The organism is Sulfitobacter sp. LC.270.F.C4 (assembly GCF_032922545.1).
Taxonomy (GTDB): Bacteria; Pseudomonadota; Alphaproteobacteria; order Rhodobacterales; family Rhodobacteraceae; genus Sulfitobacter; species Sulfitobacter profundi.
In genome coordinates this window covers 2,415,217-2,438,622 of sequence record NZ_CP136692.1, presented here as the reverse complement: position 1 = coordinate 2,438,622, position 23,406 = coordinate 2,415,217, and the positions used below count along the sequence as shown (strand labels likewise).

The 23,406-nt window shown below is 61.0% G+C and carries 26 protein-coding genes and 2 tRNA genes; 7 read left to right on the top strand and 21 right to left on the bottom strand.

Going from position 1 to position 23,406, the window contains the following annotated elements; genetic code table 11:
* Positions 1-27 precede the first annotated feature (27 nt).
* The 8 genes from R1T45_RS15810 to R1T45_RS15775 all read right to left on the bottom strand — a co-directional run bounded on the left by R1T45_RS15810 (position 28) and on the right by R1T45_RS15775 (position 6,320).
* On the bottom strand, positions 28-1,299 hold the full coding sequence (locus R1T45_RS15810; protein WP_317389556.1) for a DUF3618 domain-containing protein: 1,272 nt from the start codon (positions 1,297-1,299) through the stop codon (positions 28-30).
* Entirely contained in the window at positions 1,289-1,687 is a 399-nt protein-coding gene (locus R1T45_RS15805; RefSeq protein WP_120350781.1) for a phage holin family protein, read from the bottom strand. Before R1T45_RS15805 ends, R1T45_RS15810 begins: the two co-directional genes overlap by 11 nt.
* Positions 1,684-2,301, bottom strand: coding sequence for a hypothetical protein (locus R1T45_RS15800; RefSeq protein WP_120350782.1), 618 nt, complete (start codon positions 2,299-2,301; stop codon positions 1,684-1,686). The genes R1T45_RS15805 and R1T45_RS15800 overlap by 4 nt, the downstream gene beginning before the upstream one ends.
* 283 nt (positions 2,302-2,584) lie before the next feature.
* Complete coding sequence (locus R1T45_RS15795) at positions 2,585-3,385, bottom strand: lytic transglycosylase domain-containing protein (RefSeq protein WP_067625783.1); 801 nt, start codon at positions 3,383-3,385, stop codon at positions 2,585-2,587.
* A 96-nt stretch (positions 3,386-3,481) separates the two neighbouring features.
* On the bottom strand, positions 3,482-3,712 hold the full coding sequence (locus tag R1T45_RS15790; RefSeq protein WP_120350783.1) for a hypothetical protein: 231 nt from the start codon (positions 3,710-3,712) through the stop codon (positions 3,482-3,484).
* A gap of 83 nt (positions 3,713-3,795) precedes the next feature.
* Positions 3,796-4,386, bottom strand: a complete 591-nt coding sequence (locus tag R1T45_RS15785) for an exopolysaccharide biosynthesis protein (protein WP_317389555.1) — start codon at positions 4,384-4,386, stop codon at positions 3,796-3,798.
* Between the two features lie 139 nt (positions 4,387-4,525).
* The gene (gene glnA / locus R1T45_RS15780; RefSeq protein WP_132443664.1) at positions 4,526-5,932 is read right to left on the bottom strand and encodes a type I glutamate--ammonia ligase; all 1,407 of its coding nucleotides are present in this window, start codon (positions 5,930-5,932) and stop codon (positions 4,526-4,528) included.
* Between the two features lie 49 nt (positions 5,933-5,981).
* Positions 5,982-6,320 (bottom strand): P-II family nitrogen regulator, encoded by a 339-nt coding sequence (locus tag R1T45_RS15775; protein WP_067266338.1) that lies wholly within the window; start codon positions 6,318-6,320, stop codon positions 5,982-5,984.
* Positions 6,321-6,531: 211 nt separating this feature from the next.
* Between R1T45_RS15775 and R1T45_RS15770 the strand changes: the two genes are divergently transcribed.
* Positions 6,532-7,386 (top strand): NAD(P)H-hydrate dehydratase, encoded by an 855-nt coding sequence (locus R1T45_RS15770; RefSeq protein ID WP_317389554.1) that lies wholly within the window; start codon positions 6,532-6,534, stop codon positions 7,384-7,386.
* On the opposite strand, the gene R1T45_RS15765 is transcribed toward R1T45_RS15770, so the two are convergent.
* Positions 7,383-7,904, bottom strand: coding sequence for a Hint domain-containing protein (locus R1T45_RS15765; RefSeq protein WP_067625769.1), 522 nt, complete (start codon positions 7,902-7,904; stop codon positions 7,383-7,385). The genes R1T45_RS15770 and R1T45_RS15765 overlap by 4 nt on opposite strands.
* A 134-nt stretch (positions 7,905-8,038) precedes the next feature.
* On the opposite strand from R1T45_RS15765, the gene R1T45_RS15760 reads away from it, so the two are divergent.
* Positions 8,039-8,122 (top strand) — tRNA-Leu (locus R1T45_RS15760).
* Between the two features lie 50 nt (positions 8,123-8,172).
* Here R1T45_RS15760 and R1T45_RS15755 read toward each other — a convergent pair.
* The 7 genes from R1T45_RS15755 to R1T45_RS15725 all read right to left on the bottom strand — a co-directional run bounded on the left by R1T45_RS15755 (position 8,173) and on the right by R1T45_RS15725 (position 14,738).
* On the bottom strand, positions 8,173-9,102 hold the full coding sequence (locus R1T45_RS15755) for an AEC family transporter (RefSeq protein ID WP_067939491.1): 930 nt from the start codon (positions 9,100-9,102) through the stop codon (positions 8,173-8,175).
* A gap of 63 nt (positions 9,103-9,165) precedes the next feature.
* Entirely contained in the window at positions 9,166-9,975 is an 810-nt protein-coding gene (locus R1T45_RS15750) for an MBL fold metallo-hydrolase (protein WP_317389553.1), read from the bottom strand.
* Complete coding sequence (locus R1T45_RS15745) at positions 9,975-10,781, bottom strand: TatD family hydrolase (RefSeq protein ID WP_317389552.1); 807 nt, start codon at positions 10,779-10,781, stop codon at positions 9,975-9,977. Before R1T45_RS15745 ends, R1T45_RS15750 begins: the two co-directional genes overlap by 1 nt.
* A 13-nt stretch (positions 10,782-10,794) precedes the next feature.
* The gene (locus R1T45_RS15740) at positions 10,795-11,907 is read right to left on the bottom strand and encodes a DNA polymerase III subunit delta' (RefSeq protein WP_317389551.1); all 1,113 of its coding nucleotides are present in this window, start codon (positions 11,905-11,907) and stop codon (positions 10,795-10,797) included.
* 47 nt (positions 11,908-11,954) lie between these two features.
* On the bottom strand, positions 11,955-12,599 hold the full coding sequence (gene tmk, locus R1T45_RS15735; RefSeq protein ID WP_132443659.1) for a dTMP kinase: 645 nt from the start codon (positions 12,597-12,599) through the stop codon (positions 11,955-11,957).
* Positions 12,596-13,786 carry a D-alanyl-D-alanine carboxypeptidase family protein gene (locus R1T45_RS15730; protein WP_317389550.1) on the bottom strand — a complete coding sequence of 397 codons (1,191 nt, stop codon included), beginning with the start codon at positions 13,784-13,786 and terminating at the stop codon, positions 12,596-12,598. The genes tmk and R1T45_RS15730 overlap by 4 nt, the downstream gene beginning before the upstream one ends.
* Positions 13,787-13,808: 22 nt before the next feature.
* Entirely contained in the window at positions 13,809-14,738 is a 930-nt protein-coding gene (locus R1T45_RS15725; RefSeq protein ID WP_317389549.1) for an SPOR domain-containing protein, read from the bottom strand.
* 247 nt (positions 14,739-14,985) lie between these two features.
* On the opposite strand from R1T45_RS15725, the gene R1T45_RS15720 reads away from it, so the two are divergent.
* The 5 genes from R1T45_RS15720 to R1T45_RS15700 all read left to right on the top strand — a co-directional run bounded on the left by R1T45_RS15720 (position 14,986) and on the right by R1T45_RS15700 (position 18,785).
* Positions 14,986-15,075 (top strand) — tRNA-Ser (locus R1T45_RS15720).
* A gap of 124 nt (positions 15,076-15,199) precedes the next feature.
* Positions 15,200-16,075, top strand: a complete 876-nt coding sequence (locus R1T45_RS15715) for a putative phage abortive infection protein (protein WP_317389548.1) — start codon at positions 15,200-15,202, stop codon at positions 16,073-16,075.
* A gap of 343 nt (positions 16,076-16,418) precedes the next feature.
* A complete protein-coding gene (locus tag R1T45_RS15710) occupies positions 16,419-17,192 on the top strand; it encodes a ParB/RepB/Spo0J family partition protein (protein WP_317389547.1) in 774 nt (257 codons plus the stop codon).
* A 311-nt stretch (positions 17,193-17,503) separates the two neighbouring features.
* Positions 17,504-18,010, top strand: a complete 507-nt coding sequence (locus R1T45_RS15705; RefSeq protein ID WP_317389546.1) for a hypothetical protein — start codon at positions 17,504-17,506, stop codon at positions 18,008-18,010.
* Positions 18,011-18,152: 142 nt separating this feature from the next.
* A complete protein-coding gene (locus R1T45_RS15700; protein ID WP_317389545.1) occupies positions 18,153-18,785 on the top strand; it encodes a recombinase family protein in 633 nt (210 codons plus the stop codon).
* A gap of 41 nt (positions 18,786-18,826) precedes the next feature.
* Here the strand turns inward: R1T45_RS15700 and R1T45_RS15695 are convergent, their stop codons facing one another.
* Genes R1T45_RS15695 through R1T45_RS15675 form a run of 5 tightly spaced genes read right to left on the bottom strand, consistent with a single transcriptional unit; the run spans position 18,827 to position 23,371 of the window.
* A complete protein-coding gene (locus R1T45_RS15695; RefSeq protein ID WP_317389544.1) occupies positions 18,827-20,224 on the bottom strand; it encodes a tyrosine-type recombinase/integrase in 1,398 nt (465 codons plus the stop codon).
* A 33-nt stretch (positions 20,225-20,257) separates the two neighbouring features.
* Entirely contained in the window at positions 20,258-21,010 is a 753-nt protein-coding gene (locus R1T45_RS15690) for an ABC transporter permease (protein ID WP_317389543.1), read from the bottom strand.
* Positions 21,010-21,747 (bottom strand): ABC transporter ATP-binding protein, encoded by a 738-nt coding sequence (locus tag R1T45_RS15685; protein ID WP_317389542.1) that lies wholly within the window; start codon positions 21,745-21,747, stop codon positions 21,010-21,012. Before R1T45_RS15685 ends, R1T45_RS15690 begins: the two co-directional genes overlap by 1 nt.
* Positions 21,744-22,427 carry a TenA family protein gene (locus R1T45_RS15680; protein ID WP_132443654.1) on the bottom strand — a complete coding sequence of 228 codons (684 nt, stop codon included), beginning with the start codon at positions 22,425-22,427 and terminating at the stop codon, positions 21,744-21,746. The genes R1T45_RS15685 and R1T45_RS15680 overlap by 4 nt, the downstream gene beginning before the upstream one ends.
* Complete coding sequence (locus tag R1T45_RS15675) at positions 22,424-23,371, bottom strand: ABC transporter substrate-binding protein (protein ID WP_317389541.1); 948 nt, start codon at positions 23,369-23,371, stop codon at positions 22,424-22,426. Before R1T45_RS15675 ends, R1T45_RS15680 begins: the two co-directional genes overlap by 4 nt.
* Positions 23,372-23,406: the final 35 nt, after the last annotated feature.

Here is a 23,406-nt window from a genome sequence, read left to right as displayed (position 1 = left end):
GGTACCGGGAGCGGGCAATGGTATCGCTTAGCTCTTCACGTCGCCGAGCTTTTGCTTGTCGGCTTCGTTTTTGGCAGCATCTGCAACGCGCTGACCGCTTTCCTTGGCCTTTTTCACGGCGGCGTCGGCGGCGGTCTCTTCGTCGGCTGCGGCATCGGCGTTGGCTTTCGTCTCTTTCAAGACTTTGCCTGCCTCATCCGTGGCGGCCTTGGCTACTTTGCTCAGCTTGTCACGCTCTTCCACGTAGATACGCTCGGCTTCGTTAAAGAGCGCATCGCTGTGCTCGCCCAGATAGGCGTCTTCGGTGCGGCTGCGGGGCAGGGCGGCACCGATGGCAGCACCCACTGCGAGGGCCAATGCACCAGCAACCATCGGATGCTCTTCGAACATATCCGAGGCACGCTCACCGCCCTGACGGGCATAGCGGCCACCGGCATTCCACGCATCGACGGCACGAGCACGGGCCATCACGATGCGCTCACGCGCTTCGGCGGTCATGTTCTCGGTGCCTTCCGACAGACGGTCGCGCAGCACATGGGCACGCTCGTTGGCAGCATTGGCGCTGTCACGCACGCTATGGGCGGCGCCGCTGGCGGTGCTGCGGATGCTGTCTACGGCAGAGCTTGCACCATAAGACGCGCGATCACGGGCATAGCGGGCACCGCTGGCAACCGACGACCCGGCAGAGCGGGCACGACCAGCAGCCGAGCTTGCAGCGCCTTTGACGCTACCGGCGGCGGAGCCTGCGGCACCGGACACACCACTCGCGGCGGAGCCTGCGGCCCCCTTTACGCTACCAGCAGCAGAGCGGGCACGGTCGCCCAAGCCACGGCTATCATCGTCATCATGATGCACATCACGGGCCCATGCGGGCACATTGTCACCTGCGCCACGCTCGGAGCCATAGCTGGAGGCATAGGCGCTTGCAGGGGCGGAGGAGCGGCGTGCGTCACGCACGGCGGGACGGCTTTCGGTGTTGGTCACCGGCACCGGCACGGGATGTGCGCGGTCGCGGTCCAGCCCTTCGTAGCCACGGCGGTCACGGCTGTTGCCGCTGCCGAACATCATCCACGCCAGACCAGCACCCGTCAGCGCCAGAGCAACCGGGTTGCGCTTGGCCGCGTCAGAGATGGAGCGACCCCAGTCGCCGCCATGTTCGCGGAACTGGTCAGAAAACTGACGCGCGATGCCTTCGACCGAGAAGCGGTCTTGCAAATCGTCCAGCGTGTCGGCCAGACCGGCGCGCTCCCGTTCGATTTCGCGTTCAATTTCTTCGGGGTTTCTGGAGTCATTTGTCATCGTAGACCTCCTTCATGGTTGCTGCGTCACGCTTGACGTTTTTGGCGGTGCGGGTCGGCGCAAGGCTGCTGAGTTTCAGATCACTGGTGCCTTTCTGGACCATCACATAGGCGACGATGGCCAGAAGAACGCCGACGATCACGGCGGACCAGCCAGCGGCGATGCCAGCTTCGGTCAGGGCGGCGACGAGGGCGGCGCTCAGCACATTCAGTGCAGTGAGGGCCACGACAACGGCGCCGACGATCAGCCCAATGGCCACGCCCGCATGTTTCAGGTTCTCGTTCACTTCGGCGCGGGCCAGATCGACCTCTTTGCGCATCAGGGAACTGACGTGGGAGAGTGCTTCGGTCAGCAGGCTCCCGGCGGATTTATTGCTTTCGGTGGTCATGCTTTCTCTCCTGTTACGACGTTGGGCGCGGCAGGCTGCGGGGTCGGCTGTGCGGCGGTGCGGCCGGGCACGGTGCTTGCGGCACCTGTGGGCGGCGTACCGGGCATGGGCCGGTCGATGCGGTCGTCGTCGTCATATTCGACGCCGCTGCCGCCATAGCCGCCCTGAGGCCGGTCGCTGGACGCTTTGGCAAAGCGGGTCGCCACAAAGCCCAGAAGGGCAGCGCCACCAAGGAAGACCAGCGGGTTGCGCTTGGCAAAGCCATTAAGGTCGCCCATCATCTCGCCCAGATCTTTGTCGCGCATTGTGTCTGAGACATCGGCAAGGCCATCGGCGAGTTGGCTAAAGCTGCGCTCCTGGGGGGAGCCGCTGCGCAGCTCATCGGCTGCGGTGCGCAGTGCGGATGCGACGCCTTTGACTTCGTCGGCGGCGGTGTCACGCGCTTGGTAGGCATAGTTGGTAGCTTCGGCAGATACGGTGTCGGCCACGTCCCGGGCCTGTGCCTTGGCGCTCTCGGCAGCACTGCTGGCGGCAGCGGCGGCTTTGTCTTTTGCAGCGGTCGCCTGCTCTTTCGCGGCGGCGGTTTGGGTCTGTGTGTTTTTGTCGTCGGGCATGGTGACCTCCTTTAAAATACGAGATTCAGGATCGCGAGAACGACCACGATCAGGCCGATGAGGTAGAAAATTCCGTGCATGGGTCCCTCCATTCGTCTGCAGTAATTATCTTATCTACAGTCCAACGACTGACGCTGCGGGCGGTTCCCCGGTCAGACCAAAAGATTGCAGGGAACCCGTTGGCCTGTGGGAATTAAACGGGCTCAGAGGCCCGCTGAGCCCACAAACGCAAGCGGCGCGCCCCAAGGGGACGCGCCGCGGCTTAACAAAGGTTAAGTGGTTCTTAGCCGTCGATGCGGCTGGCCATGATGGCGATGGCCTTTTGATAGACGCCCGCCGCGTTCCATGCCTGAATGACGCGGAAGTTCGGCTGCCCCTCCTGATAGCCAGCCCCCGGCTGCCAGCCTTTCTGGCGCAGGAAATTGGCGGTCGAGGCGAGCGCGTCGACTTCGTTATAGAAATCCACGCGGCCATCACCATTGCCATCGACACCATAGGTCAGCGCGTTGCCGGGCAGGAATTGGGTGTGGCCAAGCTCACCGTGTTTCGCGCCTTGGGTGTTGGGCGTGATCGCGCCGCGGTCCACCAGCTTTAGGGCACCGATGGCGTGGGGCACGAAAAAGTCGGAGCGGCGGCAATCATAGGCCAGCGTCGTGATCGCCGAGACGACCGCGCTATTGCCCATGAAACCGCCAAAGCCTGTTTCCATCCCGTGAATCGCCAGCAAAACCCCCGCGGGCACGCCATAGCGCTGCTCAAGCGCGTTAAAGAGCCCCGCACTGCGGGCTTTACGCTTGCGGCCTTGGGCCACGATCGTATCCGCGCCACGCACCTGCATGAACTTGGACAGGGAATATTTAAAGGATTTCTGGTTCCGGTCAGCGGCGATGGTCCCATTGGCGTAGCGGGCGCTGGCCAAGGCATCCAGTCCGCGCTGGCCTACTCCGGCGGCGCGGGCCTCTTGGGCGAAAGCGCCTTTCCAGGCCTCAAAGCCATTGGCCGTATTGCCGCATTGGGCTGCCAATGCGGGCGCGGCCATAAAGGTGCAGATGGCCGCGGTGGTGGTGAAAAGTGATTTGAACATGAGTTTGACCCTCTGCGTCTGTGTGCCGATCAGAGGTTAGCCCGTCTGGACAACGGTTCAACTCAGTTGGTGAAGGAAAGGTATAATCTTTGACCCTCAGCGCGGCAGCAGCGCGCGGACATATTCGATCGCAGTGCCTGCCCAGGCATTGACCTGCGGGGCACTATCTTGGGCAAAACTCGCCCCGCCGAACAGCAAACCGAGGGTCACCAGAAACATCAGCCCTTTTCGGCTGCGTTTGGCGCGGCGGTGCTTGCCTTCCGCGCGTTTTGCGCGCTGTTCAATGCGGGTCAGCCGCTCGTTGAAGGTCGTCGTGGAAGTCGCCATCTTATCTGCTTCCTTTGCAGGGTCTCGTTAAAGATTGCTTAGGTCCTGTGGCCCTTTTATGGCGATGGTGGGGCGGGTTGCGGTCAGCCGCCTAGAAAATAGGACGCGCCGGCAAGTCCCGCAATGCCCGCCCCGATGAAGGCCAGCAGCATCAGCAGGCCGTCACGATAGAGCAGCGCCAGCCCGAAGATCGAGATCACGATCATCGGTGCCGAGGTGGCAAAGGGCACCACCTCAAGCGGCGGGACGGAGAAGCAAAGGCAAAGGATGACGACACAGGCGACCTTTTGACCGGTGGGGCCTGCAAAGCGGGACAGCCGGGCATGCAACTTGTCGTCGATCCATTCTGACACGGGCCGCAGCCACTCAACCGACTTTAACACCTTTTCGGATTTCAGAGATCGTTCGCGCAGCCAGTTCGGGGCCCAAAAATGCTCATAGCCCAGCAGCAGCCGCAACGCGAGGATGCCGACCAACAGCGCCAGAACGGTTGGGAAACCGGGAATGCCGCCCAAGGGGGTAAGCTCCATCAGCGGAATGACAGCAAGGGCAGGGCCGTAGCCCCGTTGGTCTAGCGCGTCGATCAATTGGCCGACTTCAACGGTGTCTTTCCCCTGGGAGGCGTCTTTCAGCTCGTCAACAACATCCGTCAGCGCCGTTAAATCCTCGGCCATGATCCGCACCCCTCTCTCGCTGCTCTGCCAAGCCAACGCGGCACGGGAGGCTCTGTTCCGGGGGGGGGCCATGCAAAAGGGCGCGGAATGAACCGCGCCCTTTCTAATTTCTCCAATCGCCCGGTAGGGCGGGGATGGATCAGCAGCTGTAGTACATGCCGAATTCGACGGGGTGTGGGGTCTGTTCGAATTTCAGAACCTCTTCCATCTTCAGCCCGATATAGCCTTCGATCTGGTCGCGGGTGAACACGTCACCGGCCAGCAGGTAGTCCATGTCCTTGGACAGTTCGTCCAGCGCTTCGCGCAGCGAACCGGCCACTGTCGGGATGTCCGCCAGCTCTTCTGCGGGCAGGTCATAGAGGTTCTTGTCCATCGCCTCGCCCGGATCGATCTTGTTCTTGATGCCGTCAAGGCCAGCCATCAAGAGGGCCGAGAAGGCCAGATAGGGGTTCGCCGCCGGATCGGGGAAACGGGCCTCAACGCGCTTGGCTTTGGGGCTTTCGGTCCATGGGATACGTACGCAGCCCGACCGGTTGCGCGCGGAATAGGCGCGCAGAACGGGGGCTTCAAAACCCGGGATCAGACGCTTGTAGCTGTTGGTCGTCGGGTTGGTGAAGGCGTTGAGCGATTTGGCGTGGGTCAGAATGCCGCCGATGAACCACAGCGCTTCTTGGCTGAGGTCGGCGTATTTGTCGCCTGCAAACAGCGGCTTGCCGTCTTTCCAGATCGACATGTTCACGTGCATACCAGAGCCGTTGTCGCCAAAGATCGGCTTGGGCATGAAGGTGGCCGACTTGCCATAGGCATGAGCCACGTTGTGAACCACGTATTTGTATTTCTGGATTTCGTCCGCCTGTTCGGTCAACTCACCAAAGATGAGACCCAGTTCGTGCTGGCAGGACGCAACTTCGTGGTGGTGCTTGTCGACCTTCATGCCAAGGCGCTTCATCGTCGAAAGCATCTCGGCGCGCAGGTCTTGGGCTTCGTCCACCGGGTTCACCGGGAAGTAGCCGCCCTTGAGGCCCGGGCGGTGGCCCATGTTGCCCATTTCATAATCGGTGTCGGAGTTCCACGAGCCGTCGGATGCGTCAACTTCGTAAGATACCTTGTTGATCTTGTTCGAGAACTTGACGTTGTCGAAAAGGAAGAACTCGGCCTCGGGGCCAAAGTAGGCATTGTCGCCGATGCCGGAGGAGCGCAGATAGGCTTCGGCTTTTTCGGCGGTGCCGCGGGGGTCACGCTCATAGCTTTCGCCGGTGTCGGGCTCGGCGATGGAGCAATGCAGACAGATCGTGGTTTCTGCATAGAAGGGATCGACATAGGCGGTGCTGACGTCGGGCATCAGCTTCATGTCGGAGGCTTCGATGCTTTTCCAACCTGCGATGGACGAGCCGTCGAACATGAAGCCTTCTTCGAGGAAATCTTCGTCGACCAGATCGCTTACGATGGTAACGTGCTGCAAGGCGCCGCGGGTGTCAGTGAAGCGGATGTCGACATATTCGATGCCTTCATCTTTGATTTTGCTCAGGAATTCCTGGGTATCCATCGTGTAGGTCCTTTATGGTCTATTCGTAGTCTGGGCCCGAAGGCCGATGTCAAAGTGCGTCTGAACCGGATTCACCGGTACGGATGCGAATTGTTTGTTCTACAGGGGAAACGAAGATTTTGCCGTCACCGATTTTCTCCGTTTTGGCGGCGTCGACGATGGCCTCAATAGCGGCATCGACCTGATCGTCATCCAATACCACTTCCACCTTCACTTTGGGAAGGAAATCTACAACATATTCCGCACCACGGTAGAGTTCGGTGTGGCCTTTTTGACGGCCGAAGCCTTTTACTTCAATCACGCTGAGGCCTTGAACGCCCACATCTTGAAGGGCTTCTTTGACTTCGTCGAGTTTGAACGGCTTGATGATGGCTTCGATCTTTTTCATGGTATTCCCCTGACAATTCCCGCGCATTTATGCTCTGGTTTCGACAGAGCATCCTGCCCGCGTAACGTCCAGCGCCGGGCAGGGGGTAACATGGCGCGGCGGATGCATTTGCCAAGGGGCGCTGAGAATTTGCGCACCTCGCCTAAAAAATAAGCATTCGTGAATCGGTCTCAGGCTGTACCTTTGGGCGGCAGTTGCTAGATCCCATTGCATGACCATTTCCGAGATCACCCGCGAGAGCCTTGATGTTGCACTGTTGCGCAAGCAGCCGGGGCATAAATACGACTACGGCCATGCGCTGATCCTGTCCGGCGGCCCGGGCCAGACCGGTGCCGCACGGATGGCGGCGCGCGCGGCACTGAGGATCGGCGCCGGGGCTGTGACATTGGGCGTGCCGCCAGCGGCGCAGCTTGAAACGGCGATGCAAGTCACGGCGATCATGCTGCAAAGAGTGCCGGATGGCGCGGCGCTGTCGGAGGCGTTGAAAGACAGCCGGATCAATGCGCTTTGCCTTGGTCCCGCCTTGGGATTGGGGGCGCGTGCGGCGGACATGGTCAAGGCCGCCCTTGCCGCGCCCCAAGTTGTTCTGGACGCCGATGCGATCACCCTGCTGTCACAAGACGCCGATCTGCGCGCCGCCCTTCACCCCGGCTGCGTCCTGACCCCCCATATGGGAGAGTTCGCCCGGCTGGCCCCCGATTTGGCGGAGGCCGCCAAGGCTGAGGGGCAGGGCGCCAAAGCGCAGGCCGCCCGGGATGCTGCCGTGCGATTTGGGTGCGTGGTCTTGCTGAAAGGGCCCGAGACGATCATCGCCACGCCAGAGGGGGACCTGCGGCGTCACCGTGCGACCCAAGACCGCGCGACGCCGTGGTTGTCCACTGCGGGGGCGGGCGATGTGTTGGCGGGGCTTATTACCGGCCTGCTCGCGCGGGGGGTCGCACCGGTAGAGGCGGCCACCCTCGCCACATGGATGCATGCGGAGGCGGCGTTGCTGCACGGGCCGGGGCTGATCGCTGAGGACCTGCCGGACCTGATGCCACAGGTGTTGCGCGACTTGGGGGTCTAAGCGGCGTGCAGCACCGCGCCGCGGGCGCGGGCGGCATCGGCGGTGCCAAGCTCCAGCCCATCGGCATAGATGATATGCGGGCCGTTGCAGAAAATCTGGATCAACGTCGTCTCTTCCTCACCCAGATCGGTGATGAATTCCTCGTCGACCAATGCGCGCGCTGCGACCAAGGCGCGTTCGGAGTTGAAAAGCGCCCGCGCGCGCCAATCGCGCACCAGCAGCATCTGATCTCCGGCGAGCTGCACATCGCGTTCGGGCCGCGTGTGGCCCAGCGATCCTGCCGCCAGCGCGATGCGCCGCACCTTGCGGGTCGTGCGTTGAATATGGAGGATTTTGGCAAAGCCACTGTCGCGCGTGATGACCCGATCCCCGACCGAGAGGAACTCAACCGGGATTTCACCGTCCAGCGTCAGAATAAGGGCGCCCTGCACAAGACCGGTGTCCAGCGCAGCAAATGGGGAAAACTGCCCCCCACGGCGATCGTTGTCGCCTACGCACCCGACCGTATTCGGTTTCATGGGCGTCTCTTTCTATTGTACCTGCCTCAGGTATCACCAACCATATGCAAACATCTGGTTAATGTCTTGTGCTTTTTTGCTCTCGCATCTGCCGCGCGGGTTTGCTAATCAGCGCGGGCACCGGTTGGTGCAGTGCGGGTGTGGCGGAATTGGTAGACGCACCAGATTTAGGTTCTGGCGCCTATGGCGTGGGGGTTCGAGTCCCTTCACCCGCACCACTTCTCCTCTTAAATGACGGATATTTCAGGCTTTTCGCGGACGCTTTCGTTCAACCCAGAACCGTCAACCAAAGCCATACCGTCAAGATCGAACTGCCCGTCGCGATCAGCACGGAGCTTGCCGCGACACGGCGCGCGCGGCCGTACATATTGGCGAAAATATAGGCGTTGAACCCCGGTGCCATGGCCGCCGTTAGCACGCCGGACCGAAATCCCGCCTGCGGCAGGTCAAACATGGTGCCAAAGCTCCAGACCAGCGCGGGATGTACCAAGAGGGCGATGGCGCAGACCATGAGGATCGCTTTCATGTCGCCTTCGGGCTTGTATTGCAGCAGCACCCCGCCAAGCGCAAAGAGGGCGGCAGGCAGAGCGGCGCGGACAATGAGCGACAGCGCGTCATCCACCACGCCGGGGATCGGCAAGCCGCTGAGGTTGACGGCAAACCCCCCGAGGATCGCAATCACCAGCGCGTTGCGGAACATCGCGCGGCTGACGTTGCGCAACAGCGACAGGCCCGATTGCCCGCGGTTGCGCACGAATTCCATGACCGTGATGCCCAAGCCATAGCAAAAGGGCGCGTGGAACGACAGGATCGCATAGTTCCCGGCCAGCGCCTCTGGCCCATAGGCGCGTTCGGTGATCGGCAGGCCCAAGAGGATCGAGTTCGAGAACAGGCAACAAAACCCGATCGCCACACTGTCCTCCCAATCGCGGCGAAAGAGCACCCGCGCGCCGAGGATGCCAAGCGCAAAGCACAGCGCCGCCCCGCCGTAGAAACTGCTTAGAAGACGCGGGTCATAGCTGCTGGAAAGATCAATGCGGGCAATGGCTTGGAACAACAGGCAGGGGATGGCGAAATTTTGGGTGAATTTCATCACCCCGTCGATGCCAGAGACGGGGAACAGCCCGCGCCAGACTGCCACGTAACCAAAGCCGATGACCAGAAAGACCGGCAGAATAACGTCTAAAAGAGTTTGCACTTAAAAGGGGCCTTTTGGGGGCTCGCCGGGGGCGCCGACCCTCTGGCCTGCGCCCGGCGCCGCCTAGTCTGAATGAGGAAGGGGGAAATGAAGGGTCAGCCCGTCATAGGCCGGTTGAATATGATCCGGCGTCTCTGCGGCGACGGTGTGGTAATCAAGATCGTTGTGCATATTGGTCAGAACGGCGGTTTGTGGGGCCACCCGGTCGATCCACTCCAACGTCTGCGCCAAATGGCTATGGGTTGGATGCGGGTCACGGCGCAGCGCATCGACGATCCAGCAGCGCAGGCTGTCCATCATCGGCCAGCAGTCCTCGGGAATGGCCGAGACATCGGGCAAATAGACGATATCGTCAAAGCGAAAGCCAAGCGCGTCGATATTGCCGTGGGTCACGGTAAAGGGCGCGAATTCGAGCGTGCCGCCGGGGCCGTCGATGCGGACTTCGCCCGTGATGTCATGCATGTCGAGGATGGGCGGATAGCTGGACCATTCGGGCTGCACGAAAGCATAGCCGAAGCGCTCGATCAGCGCGTCCCGCGTGGGCGCATCGGCCCAGACCGGCAGGCGGGCGCGCATGTTCATTACCACCATGCGCAGGTCATCCAGCCCGTGCACGTGGTCCGCATGGGCATGGGTGTAGATCACCGCATCAAGCCGTCCGACGCCCGCGTCGAGAAGTTGGCTGCGCATGTCGGGGGAGGTGTCGATCAGAACGGTGGTTGTGCCCGCATCCGTCACCCGCTCCACAAGGATCGAGCAGCGGCGGCGGGCGTTTTTGGGCTCATTCGGGTCGCAGTCCCCCCAGTGGCCGCCGATCCTCGGCACGCCCCCGGAAGAGCCGCTGCCCAATATGGTCACCCGCAGCTCAGCCATCAGCGCGCGGGCTCCCAAGCGGCGGCTTTCGCAAAGAGCCGCTCGAAATTCGCCTGCGTGCGGGCCGCGAAATCGGCGTAGTCGAGGCCAAAGGTCTCTGCCGCGCGGCGGGCGGTATGGGCGGTGAAGGCGGGCTCATTCGGCTTGCCCCGATGCGGGGGCGGCGCGAGGTAGGGCGCGTCGGTTTCCACAAGGATGCGGTCGAGTGGGGCTTGGCTGAAGATATCACGCAAGTCCCGCGACTTGGGAAAGGCGGTGATGCCCGACATCGAGAGGTAAAACCCCAGTTCCAGCGCCGCGCGGGCCAGTTCAGCCGAGGAGGAGAAGCAATGCATGACACAGGAATAGGCACCTTGCGCATGTTCCTCGCGCAGGATGCGGGCCATGTCGTCATCCGCATCGCGGGCGTGGATGATCAACGGCAAGCCACTTTCCCGCGCAGCAGCGATATGGATGCGCAGAGAGGTCTTTTGCACCTCGGCACTCTCGGCGGTGTAGTGATAGTCCAGACCCGTCTCACCGATGCCGACCATCTTGCGGTGTTGGGTCAGGGCAAGGAGTTCATCAACCGATGTGAGCGGCTCTTCGGCGGCGGACATCGGGTGGGTGCCCGCGGCGTAGAACACCGGATCATGCGCCTCGGCAATGGCGCGCACGGCGGGCTCATTCTTTAGCCGGGTGCAGATGGTGACCATGCGCGTGACGCCTGCGTCAGCGGCGCGGGCGATGACGGCGGGCAGGTCTTCTTGCAGGCTCTCGAAGTCGAGGTGGCAATGGCTGTCGGTGATGTGGGGCGTGTCGGTCATGCTGTCCTTTCGGCTATCGCGGCGCCGTCTGGCCTATCTGCCGCAGGGTATCTAGGACCAGCGCGGCAGGGTCAAGGTTCACCGCCAGCCCATGGCGGGCGCGGTCGGATATCTGTTGCGCGGCATCGGCCCAAGCGCGGCCCTGTGCGGGACTGGGCGAGAGACGTTGCAGCACGGCGATCTCATCGGGGCAGGCGGCTCGCGCAGGCGGCGCACCAATGGCCCCGGTACGTGCCAGACGGACCAACAGCAGGTCGAGCAGGGTAAAAAGCAGGTCGAGCTTGGCTTCGGCCCCGCGCTGTGCTGCGGCTTCGGCCAGCTTGATGGCGCGGCCCCGGTCGAGTTGCGGCAGCGAAGAGATCAGCCCCACAAGATCGGCATAGGTCTTGACCCCACCCATCAGCGACAGGCGCAGCGCCCCGCCGACAGAGCCGCCGGAAAGCTCGGCCAGCGCTCCGGGGTCGCCTTCGACCTCCACCCCCGAGCCGGCCAACGCCTCGGCCATCTGGTCCGCGTCGAGCGTGCCAAGCCGCAGCGTCCGGCAGCGCGAGCGGATGGTGGGCAGCAGGCTCGAGGGTTGGTGGCTCAGCAGCAGCAGAATGGCCCGTTCTGGCGGTTCTTCCAGCATCTTGAGCAAGGCATTGGCGGCGTTGGGGTTCATCTCATCCGCGTCGTCGATGATGACCACGCGGCGGCCCCCGTCGGCGGCGGACATCTGGAAGAACCCGTTTAGCGCGCGGATGTCATCGACGACGATCTGCTTGCGCATTTTCTTGGTGTCGGGGTTCAGCGTGCGGGTGACGGATTTCAGCCCCGCTTCGGCCCCGGCGGCCACACGGCGGGCGACAGGATGCTCGGGGTCGATCTCAAGCGTGTCAGCCGGGGGCAGGTCGAACATGCCGCCATCGGGGTCGGGCGTGGCCAAAAGGAACCGCGCGATGCGCCATGCCAGCGTCGCTTTGCCGACGCCGCGTGGGCCGGTCAGCATCCAGGCGTGGTGCAATTTTCCGCTGTTAAACGCGTCGAGAAAGGCGGCCTCGGCTGCGCTTTGGCCGATCAGTTTCGGCGTGTCGCGCGGGTGGCGGGCACCTTCCACACGGTCTGGCTGGGGGGCGTCGTCTGTCATGGTCTCGGTCTAGCATGTTTCGCCGCAGAGGGAAGCGGGCAGGGCGATCACCCCAAATGGGCGGTCACGGTCGTGGTCACATCACGCGCAACGCTGTCAATATCGCGGCCCCCGTCGATCACTTGGAAACGGTCGCTGAATTCTTCGGCAAGGCTCAGAAAACCGGCCCGCATCTTCGCTTGGAGTTCCACGCCGAAATCCTCAAACCGCTCCTCCGCCGTCTGGCGCGAGAGGGCACGCTCCAGCCCATTGGCCGGGTCCATGTCGATCAACAGGGTCAGGTCAGGCTCGACCCCGATCATCAGCGCATGCAGATCGTCCACCATCTGCCGCAGATCACCGCGCGAGAGGCCCTGATACATCCGCGTGCTGTCAGCAAAACGGTCGCAGATGACGATCTTTCCTGCCTCCAGGGCGGGGCGAATGGTCCGCTCCAGATGGTCGCGGCGGGCGGCGGTAAAAAGCAGGATTTCGGTCTGAGCCGACCAGCGATCGGGATCGCCCTGCAACACCAGCGCGCGGATTTCTTCGGCCCCCGGGCTGCCGCCCGGTTCGCGGGTCAGCACGACGTCATGGCCCTGCGCTGTCAGATGGTCTGCCAAAAGCCGCGCTTGGGTGGATTTGCCGGACCCGTCGATGCCTTCGAACGTCACGAAGAGGCCCGGCGCGCGGGCCTTCTCTACGCTGGTCACGAAGCTTCCGCTTCCACGTCAGGGGTCGCCTGCGGCCCCGCGTTAAGGCGGTTCATCAGATGCAGCGCGGCGGCGGTCATTTTAACCATGAACCCCCCCGGCGCGATGGAGGCGGAGGCCACCAGCGGCACGCGCATGGCGGGCAATTCGCCCCGGTCGACCACCAGTTCGCCCAATTCGTCGCCCTTGCTGATCGGCGCTTGGAACGGGCCAGTATAGATCACCTCGGCTTCGATCTCATCCCCGCCGGTGACGGGCACCAGCATCGACAGATCGTCCTTCAGCTCAAGCCCGACCGATTGGGTCGTGCCAAGGGCAACAGGCGCCTCGGCGATGCGGCTGCCCGCCGCGCCCAGATCGCGCTGCGTGAACTGACGGAAGGCCCAGTTGACCACCAATTCAGCCTCCTGCGCGCGGGCAGCGGCGCTGTCGAGGCCCGACAGCACAAAGATCACCCGGCGGTCGCCCTGTTTGGCCGAACCGACGAGACCATAGCCCGCTTCGCTGGTGTGGCCCGTCTTCAGACCGTCCGCGCCGATGCCGAGACCCAAAAGCGGGTTGCGGTTGGTCTTGTTCTGCGGCGCACGGCCATCAAAGGCAAACTCACGTTCGGCAAAGAGCGGGTAGAACTGCGGGTAGTCCGAGATGATCCGGTTGGCCAGCAACCCAAGGTCGCGCACCGACATCAGATGCCCCGCCTGCGGCCAGCCGTTGGAGTTGGCGAAAGTGGAATTGGTCATCCCCATCTGCTGCGCTCGCTGTGTCATCAGCCGGGCAAAGCCGTATTCCGTGCCATCGGGGCTCAGCGCCTCTGCGATCACGGCGGAGGCGTCGTTGCCCGAGAGCACGATGATGCCCCGGATCAGGTCTTCGACAGAGACGCGGTCGGTGGTGTCCAGAAACATGGTCGAGCCGCCATAGGACATGGCATGTTCGGACACGGGCAGTTTTTCGACAAGGTCGAGCCCGCCGTTCTGCTTGCCGCGTTCCACGGCCTCAAAGGCCATGTAGAGCGTCATCAGCTTGGACATCGACGCAGGCGGCAGCGGCTCATCCGCGTTTTTGGCCAGCAGCACGGTGCCGGTGGTCTGGTCCAGCACATAGGCGGCAGTGGCGCGGGTATCGAAGGCGGCGGCAGGCTGGAGCGTCAGCACCAGCGCCACGGCGGCAGCAAAAAGGCGGATCATAGGAAGCATTTCCTCCGGTTTGTCAGTTCGACACGGCGTAGGCGTCGGTAAAGCCCTCGGCCTTGACCTTTTTAAGAAGGGCGTCGAGTTCGGATTGGCTGGTGGCGGGGCCGATGACCACGCGCCAGAAGGGTTTGTTGTTGATCGCGCTTTGTTTGACGGTGGGCACCATGCCCGCGCCGCGCATCTGTTTGGCAGTGCGGGTGGCATTGGCCTCAACGCTGAAGATGCCCAGTTGCACGAAGGGTTTGGACAGTTTGGCACCGCTCGCCGTTCGCGCCGGTTTCGGGGCCGCGGCGACTGGCGGTTTGGCCGCCGGGGTGGTGCTGGCTGTGGCGGTGGACGTTGAATTGGCCGCCGTGCTGGCCGCCGTACTGGCCGACGCGGTCGCGGCGGGCTCCAATGCCGTGGCCGTCACGGGGGCAGGGGCGGCAAGCGTGCCAGCGGCATCGCCGGTGTTTTCCGCCAAAAAGCTCTCCTCAGAGGCGGCGCTTTCCTCGCGGCGCAGGGCGGTCACGTTCAGCGGGGCCGGGGCGCCCGCCAGAATGCCAAGTGCTGCGGCAGCGTCCGAGGAAATCTGCAATTTCGGGCCGGGCAGTTCCCGCTCACGGCGAAACAGCGCGCCGATCACGAATTTGCCGTTCGCCTCATTGCGCACGATCACGCGCTCAGGCTCGGTCACATCTGGATGCGCGACCCAGACCCCGCCAAGCGAAGGGCGTCCGTCCCACAGACCCTCATCCGTGGCCGAGAACACTTCAGGCGCTTCGACATCGCGCTCGACCAGTTTGGTTGAGGTGCTGCGCGGGGCGCTGGCACCCTCATTCGCGCCGAAGGGAAGTTTGAAATCGCCGCCTTCACAGCCAGCCAGCAAACCAAGCGCCAAAATGCCCACGCCCAAGCCCGCTGCGCGGCTTTTCTTGATGCGCAACGGTTGATTGTCCCTGCTCATGCCTTCGATGTCCTTGCCTGCTGTCGTCGCGCGCCGCGACCCATGTCCCGCGAGAATGTCGCGCCGTTGGATCGGCACGCCCTTCGCCCCCCTGAAAGGGGCTTTGGCGCAGAGTAACCCGACCGAGCGGCCCTTGAAAAGACCGCGCAGGGCAGATCGGCGAATTTCCCCAAGGGGCAGCGGGCGTCTGGCCGCGAAAATGTGCATTTGCCGAATCAATCTGGGCGCACTAGGAGGAGCGTGCTGCGGAGGAGTGGCAGAGTGGTCGAATGCACCGGTCTTGAAAACCGGCGTGCGTGAGAGCGTACCGTGGGTTCGAATCCCACCTCCTCCGCCATCTTTGTGGTGATCATCTAATATACTGTTATTGCTGCAGAAAAGTTAAGTATCGATCAAGGCCACCACACACGCTTCCCACACACGTCGCCTTGTCGGATGTAATAAGGAAGGCAAGGTCGGCAATGAGTGAGAAGACATCCAAATCAAAGACTACATCAGTATTAATGATCTTCTGTGCTACATCGGTGGCGTTCCTGACCGTACCTTTGTTATTAATACTTTATGCATTTTTCGTCACATACAGCTTTGGCTGGGAAAATGGCGATGCTTCCCCCGGCACATTTGGCGACATGTTTGGAGGAGCGAACGCGTTGTTTTCGGGGTGGGCTTTTGCGGGCTTGCTGATCGCTCTCTTCATGCAGCGGAGTGAACTTGCCCTCCAGCGCGAGGAATTAAGTCGGACGCGTGAAGAGCTGTCGGGACAAAAAGAACAACTTGCGAAGCAGTCCCTTGAAGGAAAGCTGTTTGGTATGCTGCGGCTTTTGGAAAGCCACATTGATTCCATTTCTTTCACGCACACTGGAGGGCATGGGCCTGAGAGAATGGCAGGCAGCCGAGCGCTTAGGCTCTTGGTCGAAGCATGGGATCGCGACGAGCTAAAGCGGCCACAAGAAACTGACAGGTTCGGGCGAGTTGTTGGAGAAGGACCGCTCGAGCCGACAGGTTACAATCTCTGCGATCAAATAGACGCTTTCGAAAGCTTCTTTACGTTACGACAGGATCGACTTGGGCCAGTTGTTCGACTCCTTTTTGGGGCACTGATGCTAGTTGAAGAAACAGACTTACCTGACGAGGAAAAGAAGCGGTACGGCGCTATCGTAAAGGCAAGAACAACCTCAGCCGAGTTGAAGCTAGTTCTGCTTTTCGCCCAATCTGACCTTGGCCAGAACTACAAGACTTTAGTCAATAAGTACGGCCTACTCTGCCATCTAGAGGAGACTGTGAAGTTGGCTAATCCACAACTCGTTGCGCAGTATGAAGCATCGGCATTCAAGTAGAAGACAAAGGTAGACGTCCAATCTACCGTTCAGGCCATCATACTGGCCCCGATAGGTTAGAAAAGGGCCACCATTGAGGGAGACGACGAGATGATGCCGCCTATGCGCAACTAAGGCAGCGTCCCAAGTCTCTCCTTTGACTGGTCCGTAGTCACGTCCCTGTGGTTCTCTTTGGAGGACTGCGTGGGCGCAACGGCGCTTCTCGGGTTGCCCTGAGTGCCTGCGGTTTGACGACGAGAAGCTGCCTCCTTTAAGGCGGCTCTTTGGTGCAATCCTCTGTACGGTGCAAATGCACCTCCTCTGGACCAGTGAAACTCTAACACAGACCAGTGGAAGTCATTGTATGACAAAGGAAAAGATGGGCCTGCCGCGCCCAACCAAGCGGCGTGTCAAGTTGACAGAATTGACAACAGACGAAATCACCTTCCAGCCCCGTCCCGGAGGGACAGGCGAGCGTCAGCTAGCGACCCTGTGTGATGTCTTGAAACGAGGGCAGGAGCTAGACCCAATGGCGGTCTGGGAGAACCCTGAAACAGGGGAGCTTGTGATCGCAGATGGTCACCACAGGCTCGAGGCACATCAGCGAACTCATCCAGATGCACGGGTAAGAGTGGAGGTGTATCGCTGCGATCTAAAGACAGCCATGGCCCTTAGTATGCTGGATAATACCAAGGAGCGTGTGAGTCTTCCTCGTGAGGACCGAGCGCAATGGACGTGGGCTAGACTGCTTGAGGGCGGATGGCGCGTGGTAGACCTCTACAAACTCGCAGGGATCAGTAAACGCACGGTATTGTACCAGAAGTCGTTGCTGAAGAAGCTGGAGGACGAACAAAAGCCCATTCCGGATACATGGAAGAAGGCGCTGATGGGCAACAGGGAGGTCCGGGACTTTGACGCGGAACTCAGTCATGAAGCCCTTCTTGCTGCTGTAGATAAAGCTGATCAGGCATTCGGCTCAAGTCTGGCTGAACTATGCCAAAGGCGACCTGAGGCAGCGGCAGAGCTAATCAAGCGTTGCGCAGGGCGCCAGAACCTAGACTACATCGCCCGACATCTGGAGTGGAGGAAGATGACTAAGGCCGAGCGTGAAGCAGAGCAGGCGGCAATGCCATTCTAAAGTGGAGGCTAAAATTGGGTCGAATATCTGAGCGGTTTATCTATATCGGCGGCAATCGCAGCGTTCCCCCATAGGCTCCGAGGGGGGGCATACCTGCGATCATTAGAGCGCTACAGCAGAGATCCACAGAGGTTACCAGCGAGGCAGCAGGGGGCGTGTAAGGTTGATTGAGCCACCGAAGGCAGAAACCCTCAGCTCGCTACCCTGAAGGTCAAACAGGCGCTCTGCGGCAGGGGTTGCCGGGGATCGACACAGTCACAACTACCTGACAAGATATCCTTGATTAGCATTCAGGTTCGAGGCGTTAAGTGGTGATTGACATTGGCATTGCTGGCTTGTTTGACAAAATTGAACAGACTATCGGGCGGTTCCTAACCAAGGCGCTTTTGGTCCTGATTGGGTTGGCGGTTGCAAGCGGCTGCCTTGGAATAATCGGTAATTTTATCGGCCCTCTTTGGGCTTGGGCATTAGTCTATGATGATCCTACAGCTACAGATGTTGCGAGAGCTGCTAATCTGCTGATGAACATCGTGGGGCTTGTGGTTTTAGCGGCTATCGTAGCCTCCTTTATCGACCACAAGATCTATTTTCATAGGCGTATCTTCGAACTTGAAAGAGTGACAAAAGAGGGCGAAGAGGCGCTTAAAACCCTGCTTGGCTATAAAGATCAGTCCGAAGTGAATGCAAAGATAAGAATCCTGAGGAATGCGCTGGACACGGGTGCGCTTGAGAAATTCCTTGCAGAATATCAGGACGTTCCGGATGGCGAACGCGGTAAGACCGACATATCTTCAGATGCGCAGGATTTGAACTCATAAGGGTAACTTCGAAGTCCGACCGTTAAGGTCTACCTCATCGGACATCTCTGGAGGTGCGGTTAAGCGTGTCCGTAAGGGTTGACATGAATCAGCGGACGCCGTTACCAACGGACATAACCTTAACGAACACCTGCGAGGACTTATGTCTCAAACCATTCTCTACGCCCGCGTCAGCACGGCAGACCAGAACATTGACCACCAGAAGACACAGGCTGAAGCCGCAGGCTTTGTCATCGACGCGGTCATCGCAGATCACGGCGTGTCGGGCGTTAGCAGCAAGTTAGCAGATCGACCCGAAGGCAAAAGGCTCTTTGACAAGCTGAGGAGGGGGGATGTGCTGGTGGTGCGCTGGGTGGATCGGCTGGGTCGTGACTATCAGGACGTCACGGACACGATAAGAGCGTTCATGCGACAGGGCGTCGTCGTCCGCACGGTGATCAATGGGATGACCTTCGATGGAGCTACCACAGACCCAATGCAGGAGGCTGTGAGAGACGCTCTCATTGCGTTTATGGCGGCAACGGCTCAGGCGCAGGCGGAAGCTACCAAAGAGGCCCAGAGGGCTGGGATAGCCGCTGCCCAGGGCGACCCTGTGAAGTATCGTGGCAAAAAGCCCAGCTATGATCGAGAGGCGCTTACCATAGTGCAGAGTATGGCGGCGATGGGCGAGGGGACATCGGCGATAGCTAAGGCGACAGGTTTATCGCGTCAGGCTGTCCTAAGGATCAAGGGTGACCCTGTGGCTGCTCAGGCTGCGTTAGACAGGTGGTCATAGACGTGACGCAAGCCTGTAAAGTCGAACCTGTCTCTTGGGATTTATGTCTTCTCAAAGTCGAATAGCTTCTCAACTACCTCGGTTTGCAACGGATAGCGCAGGTTCTCGATAGCTGCTTGTTTCACCTCAAAAGGTGCGCCGCCAGAATAGACACCATAGGTCATGGTTTGGATTTCATGACCAACAATCCGCGCAGTGACAGCTTCGGGTACGCCTGCGGCATCAAGCTGTGTTGTGACCGTGTACCGAAGAGAGTGAAAGACATGGTGTTTACCATGCCCCAACTTTGTCTTAAGTCTACCGAACCGTTTCCCAATTGCGTTTGAACGATCATCATACTTGTTGGTCCCAAGTCCATCGAGAAGGAACGCATCAGTACTGTGGGCGCGAAGCCATTCAATAGCAGGGGCCAAAGAGGAGTGAACGGGAACTTCTCTCCAGCCTGCTTCAGACTTTGCATCGGTGATCCTAAGACGGTCTGAGGCTGTCTCCTGAAGGCGCAATGAACATAGTTCCTCTATGCGGCAGCCTGTCCACATACCTAACCAGATCAACCTTGCTAGGGGCATGTCACCAAGGTCTACAGCTTCGCGAAGCAAGCGGACGACATCTTCATTTGAGAACGGCTTGCGCAAGTCAGCGACTTCACCTTTCGATCTTCGTTTGCTCTTCGGCACGACGTCACGAAATGGCTCAACGTCATCTGGCACCACGTCAAGACGCTGCAGGTGAGACCAGTAGCCACGGCAGGCTGAAATGATACGGCGAATAGTCGCTAGTTTTAGACCTTCCTCATGCTGAAGATCATAGACCCACCTTTGAACTTCTTTGCGGCCCACTTTGCTGGTCAAGCGAAAGCGAGAAGAGAAACGCGAAAGGTCACTTCGCTTCATGTCTTTGGTCTTCGGCTCATTATCGAGGGTCGATAGCCACTCCTCGACATGTTCACTCGTATCCACCCACTGGCGTGTGGCGAACCTGTACAGGGCGACTCCAGAGCCGGGTTCTGATCGTTCTGCCATTTCGACCTGATCAGACAGGACGTGCTGAATAGCGTCTCGTTCGTCATCAGTGGAGCTATCAATCGCGTCCCGCCAGCCCAGAGCGCGTTCTTTTACATCCATCTGTTGCCGTGGCGTTCCAGAACGAACATCGTCGAGTTCTGCTTTCCACCGTGCAATGACTAAAGGAACAAGGCGCTCCGCTTCTGTAAGGCTTTCTGTCTGCAAACTCTCAACGAACCGAGGGGTGCCACCCAGCGCTGGGCGCAGCGCTTTCGGAACGTCGAGGACGGCATACCAGCGACGGCGACGTTTCTGTAAGTAGCGAGGCACAATTTCTCCCGAGAACCACACACGTTTCCCACACACGATTTGATGTACAAGACGTTGGCAGTCAAGGAATAAAGGTAGTTTTGGGTGTTGGGCGGAAAATCCCACCTCCTCCGCCACCATACCCCAGATCGCAGCCCCTTACAGATAAAACCGCCGTGCAGCCCAGCGGGCCAGTACTTCGACCGCGGTCCACAGCAGCAAGGACAGCGCCGCCAGCACGATCAACGCCGCGAACATCAGAGCGGTTTGGCCGCGGCCATTGGCCATGAGCATCAGATGCCCCAAGCCGCGGGAGGAACCGACCCATTCGCCGATCAGCACGGCGAGGGGGCCGTACACCACCGCGAGGCGCAGGCCCGAGATCAGGCCGGGCACCGCATGGGGCAGGCGCAGCAGCAGCGTTTCGCGCCAACGGTTGGCGCCGGAGAGATGCGATAGATCGCTCAGGCCCGCAGGCAGCGCCATCAGCCGGTCGAAGAGAGCAGAGGCGATGGGGAAATAGGTGACAAGCGCGATGGTGACGATTTTGGACGGCATGCCGTAACCAAGCCAGAGGGTGATGACCGGGGCGAGCGCGAAGACAGGCACGGCTTGTGCCACCACCAGCATCGGGCGCAGCAACCAGCGCGCGCGGCGCGAAAGGGTCAGCAGCAGCGCCGTCTCAATGCCCAAAAAAATCCCCACGCCCAACCCAAGTGCCAGATTGCCCGCCGACCACAGCGCATTCTGCCACAGCAGCGCGGCATTCACGCCCAGCGCCTGCACGACAAGCCATGGCCCCGGCAGGATGAAACGCGGCACCCCGCTGAGGGTGACCACAAGCTGCCAAATCGCCAGAGCAAGCGCAAAGCATACCGCGCCGCGCCATAGTCTATGCCCCACTTGCGCCATCAAGCGACCTGCGCGGGTGCGGCCAGCCCCATCCGGCGGAGGAGATCGGCTTGGGCTGCGAGGGTCTCAGGCGCGTCGATCTCGCGCGGTGGACGCGCTTCGGGCAGGCTGCAGGGGGTGATCCCTTGGCGGCTCACGACCCACGCATGATCGGCCAGCCGTAGGGCTTCGGCAGGGTCATGGGTAATCAGCACGACAGTCCGCCCGCAAAGCAGCCGCGCCGCCAAGTCTTGCATTTTAAGGCGGGTCACCACGTCGAGGGCAGAGAAGGGTTCATCCAGCAGGACAACGGGGCGATCTTCGTAGAGGGTACGCGCAAGGGCGACGCGCTGGCGCTGACCGGCGGAAAGCTCGGCGGGTTTGCGGCCCCCTTCGGCGGCGAGGCCCACTTCGGCCAAAAGCGCAGTGGCGCGGTCAGGAACCGCGCGCTCTCCACGCAGGCGGGCGGGGATGGTGACATTTTCCATGGCGCTCGCCCATGGCAGCAACTGATCATCCTGCGCCATCATCGCGACTTGGGGCGCGAGGGGCCGATCGTCATCGGCTGCGATGCGCTCGTTTAGACGGGCGGCAGAGGGCAGGCTCGCCAGAAGTCGCAACAGCGACGTTTTTCCAACACCGGACGGGCCGAGCAGCACGTTCCATTGCCCCGCCCTGAGGGTGACATCGAACCTGTCGATCAAGGGGGCAGCGGCCCCCTGCAGCGCGCCTGACAGATGAATTGCAGGCGCTGTCATGGTGCGGCGGGCGCAAGCGCCATGCCCCAGAAACCAACCTCAAGCCGGGTCGCGGTATTGAAACGCTCTTGCAGGGTTTTGGCGCGCGGCAGTGTTTTCCATTCCGCGCTCAGACGCCGCCGCAATGCGCCGTCGATCAAAGCACCAACATCCCGGCAAAGCGCTTGGTAATCTTCGCCGCCATAGACGGCGCACCAATCGGCATAGGGGCCATCATTGCCCCGAAGGCTCAGCCCAATCTCACCATAGCCCAACACACAGGGCGCAAGTGCGGCCATCAGATCAAGGAAATCACCGGAATAGCCCGCCTCTAAAACATAGCGTGTATAGGCGAGGTTGCCCGGTGCCTCTGCCGTGGCCTCAAGCGTGGCGCGGTCGATGCCTTGGCGGGCACAGGTTTCCACATGCAGTGGCATCTCTACATGAACAAGCGCATGAACCGTGGCACTGGCTGCGGCCATCTCATCCAGCGTTTCCGCCTTGGCTGCGGCCAGCGCCCATGCGCGGGCGAAATGGATCAGAAAGACATAGTCCTGCCCTAGATAGTGCAGATAGCTGGCCTGTGGCAGCGTCCCCGCGCGCAGCTCTTCGACAAAGGCATGGCGGGTGTAGTCCCGCCACGCCTCTCCGGCGCCGCTGCGCCATGCGGCAAAGGCATCGCCGTAGTCGGGTGCCGTCATGGCTTGGCCTGCGCGGTGACATCGACCACCAGATCAGCGGCGGGGATCACGGTCTCGACCACACCGCTTTCCTGCATGAAAGCCTCGAACCGGTCGTAGCGCCCATGATCCACGGCGGCGGGGCGGGTGGCGAAACGCGGCCATGTGTCTTCCCAGGCGCGGGTGTTCAGCTCGTTGCGCAACTCGGCATCGGAGGCAAAAAAGGTCTCACCGCTGGCAGCCGGATCGTTGACGATATCGGCCGCGGCACGTTCGGTGGCACGCAGGAAGCGCGCGATCATCTCGCGGTCCATATCCTCGGCATGGGCGACATAGATCAGCTCGTCATAGGCGGGCACGCCTTCGGCCTCGGGATAAAAGCAACGGCCCTCATGGCCTTCGATCTGCATCTGGTTCAGCTCGAAATTGCGGAACGCGCCGATCACGCCGTCGACCTGACCCGACATGAGCGCGGGCGAGATCGACCAGCCGATATTGATCTGCTCAACCTCAGAGGGGGCCACGCCATGGTGGCTCAGCATCGCGTCCAACAGCATCTCTTGCACGCCTGCCACGGCGAAACCCACTTTCCGGCCCTTGAGGTCGGCCATCTCTTTGACCGGCCCGTCGGCGCGCACCACGAGGCAGGTCAGCGGGGTCTCGACCAAGGTGCCCACGCGGCGCAGGTCCAACCCCTCGCGCTGGGCGAGATGCAGTTCCGGCTGGTAGGAGACCGCCAGATCGACTCGGCCTGCCGCCACCATGCGCGGCGGATCGTTCGGGTCAGCGGGAGAGATCAGTTCAACCTCCAGCCCCGCTTCGGTGAAATAGCCCTTTTCCTCGGCCAGAATGATCGGCCCGTGGTCGGGGTTGATGAACCAATCCAGCATGACTGTCATCTTGTCTTGGGCCAAGGCCGGGGCGGCGATCAATGTCAGGGCGAGGGGAGTAAGGATGTGTTTCACGAAAGGCTCCATTTTGTGGTTTTGTTCAAGAAAGG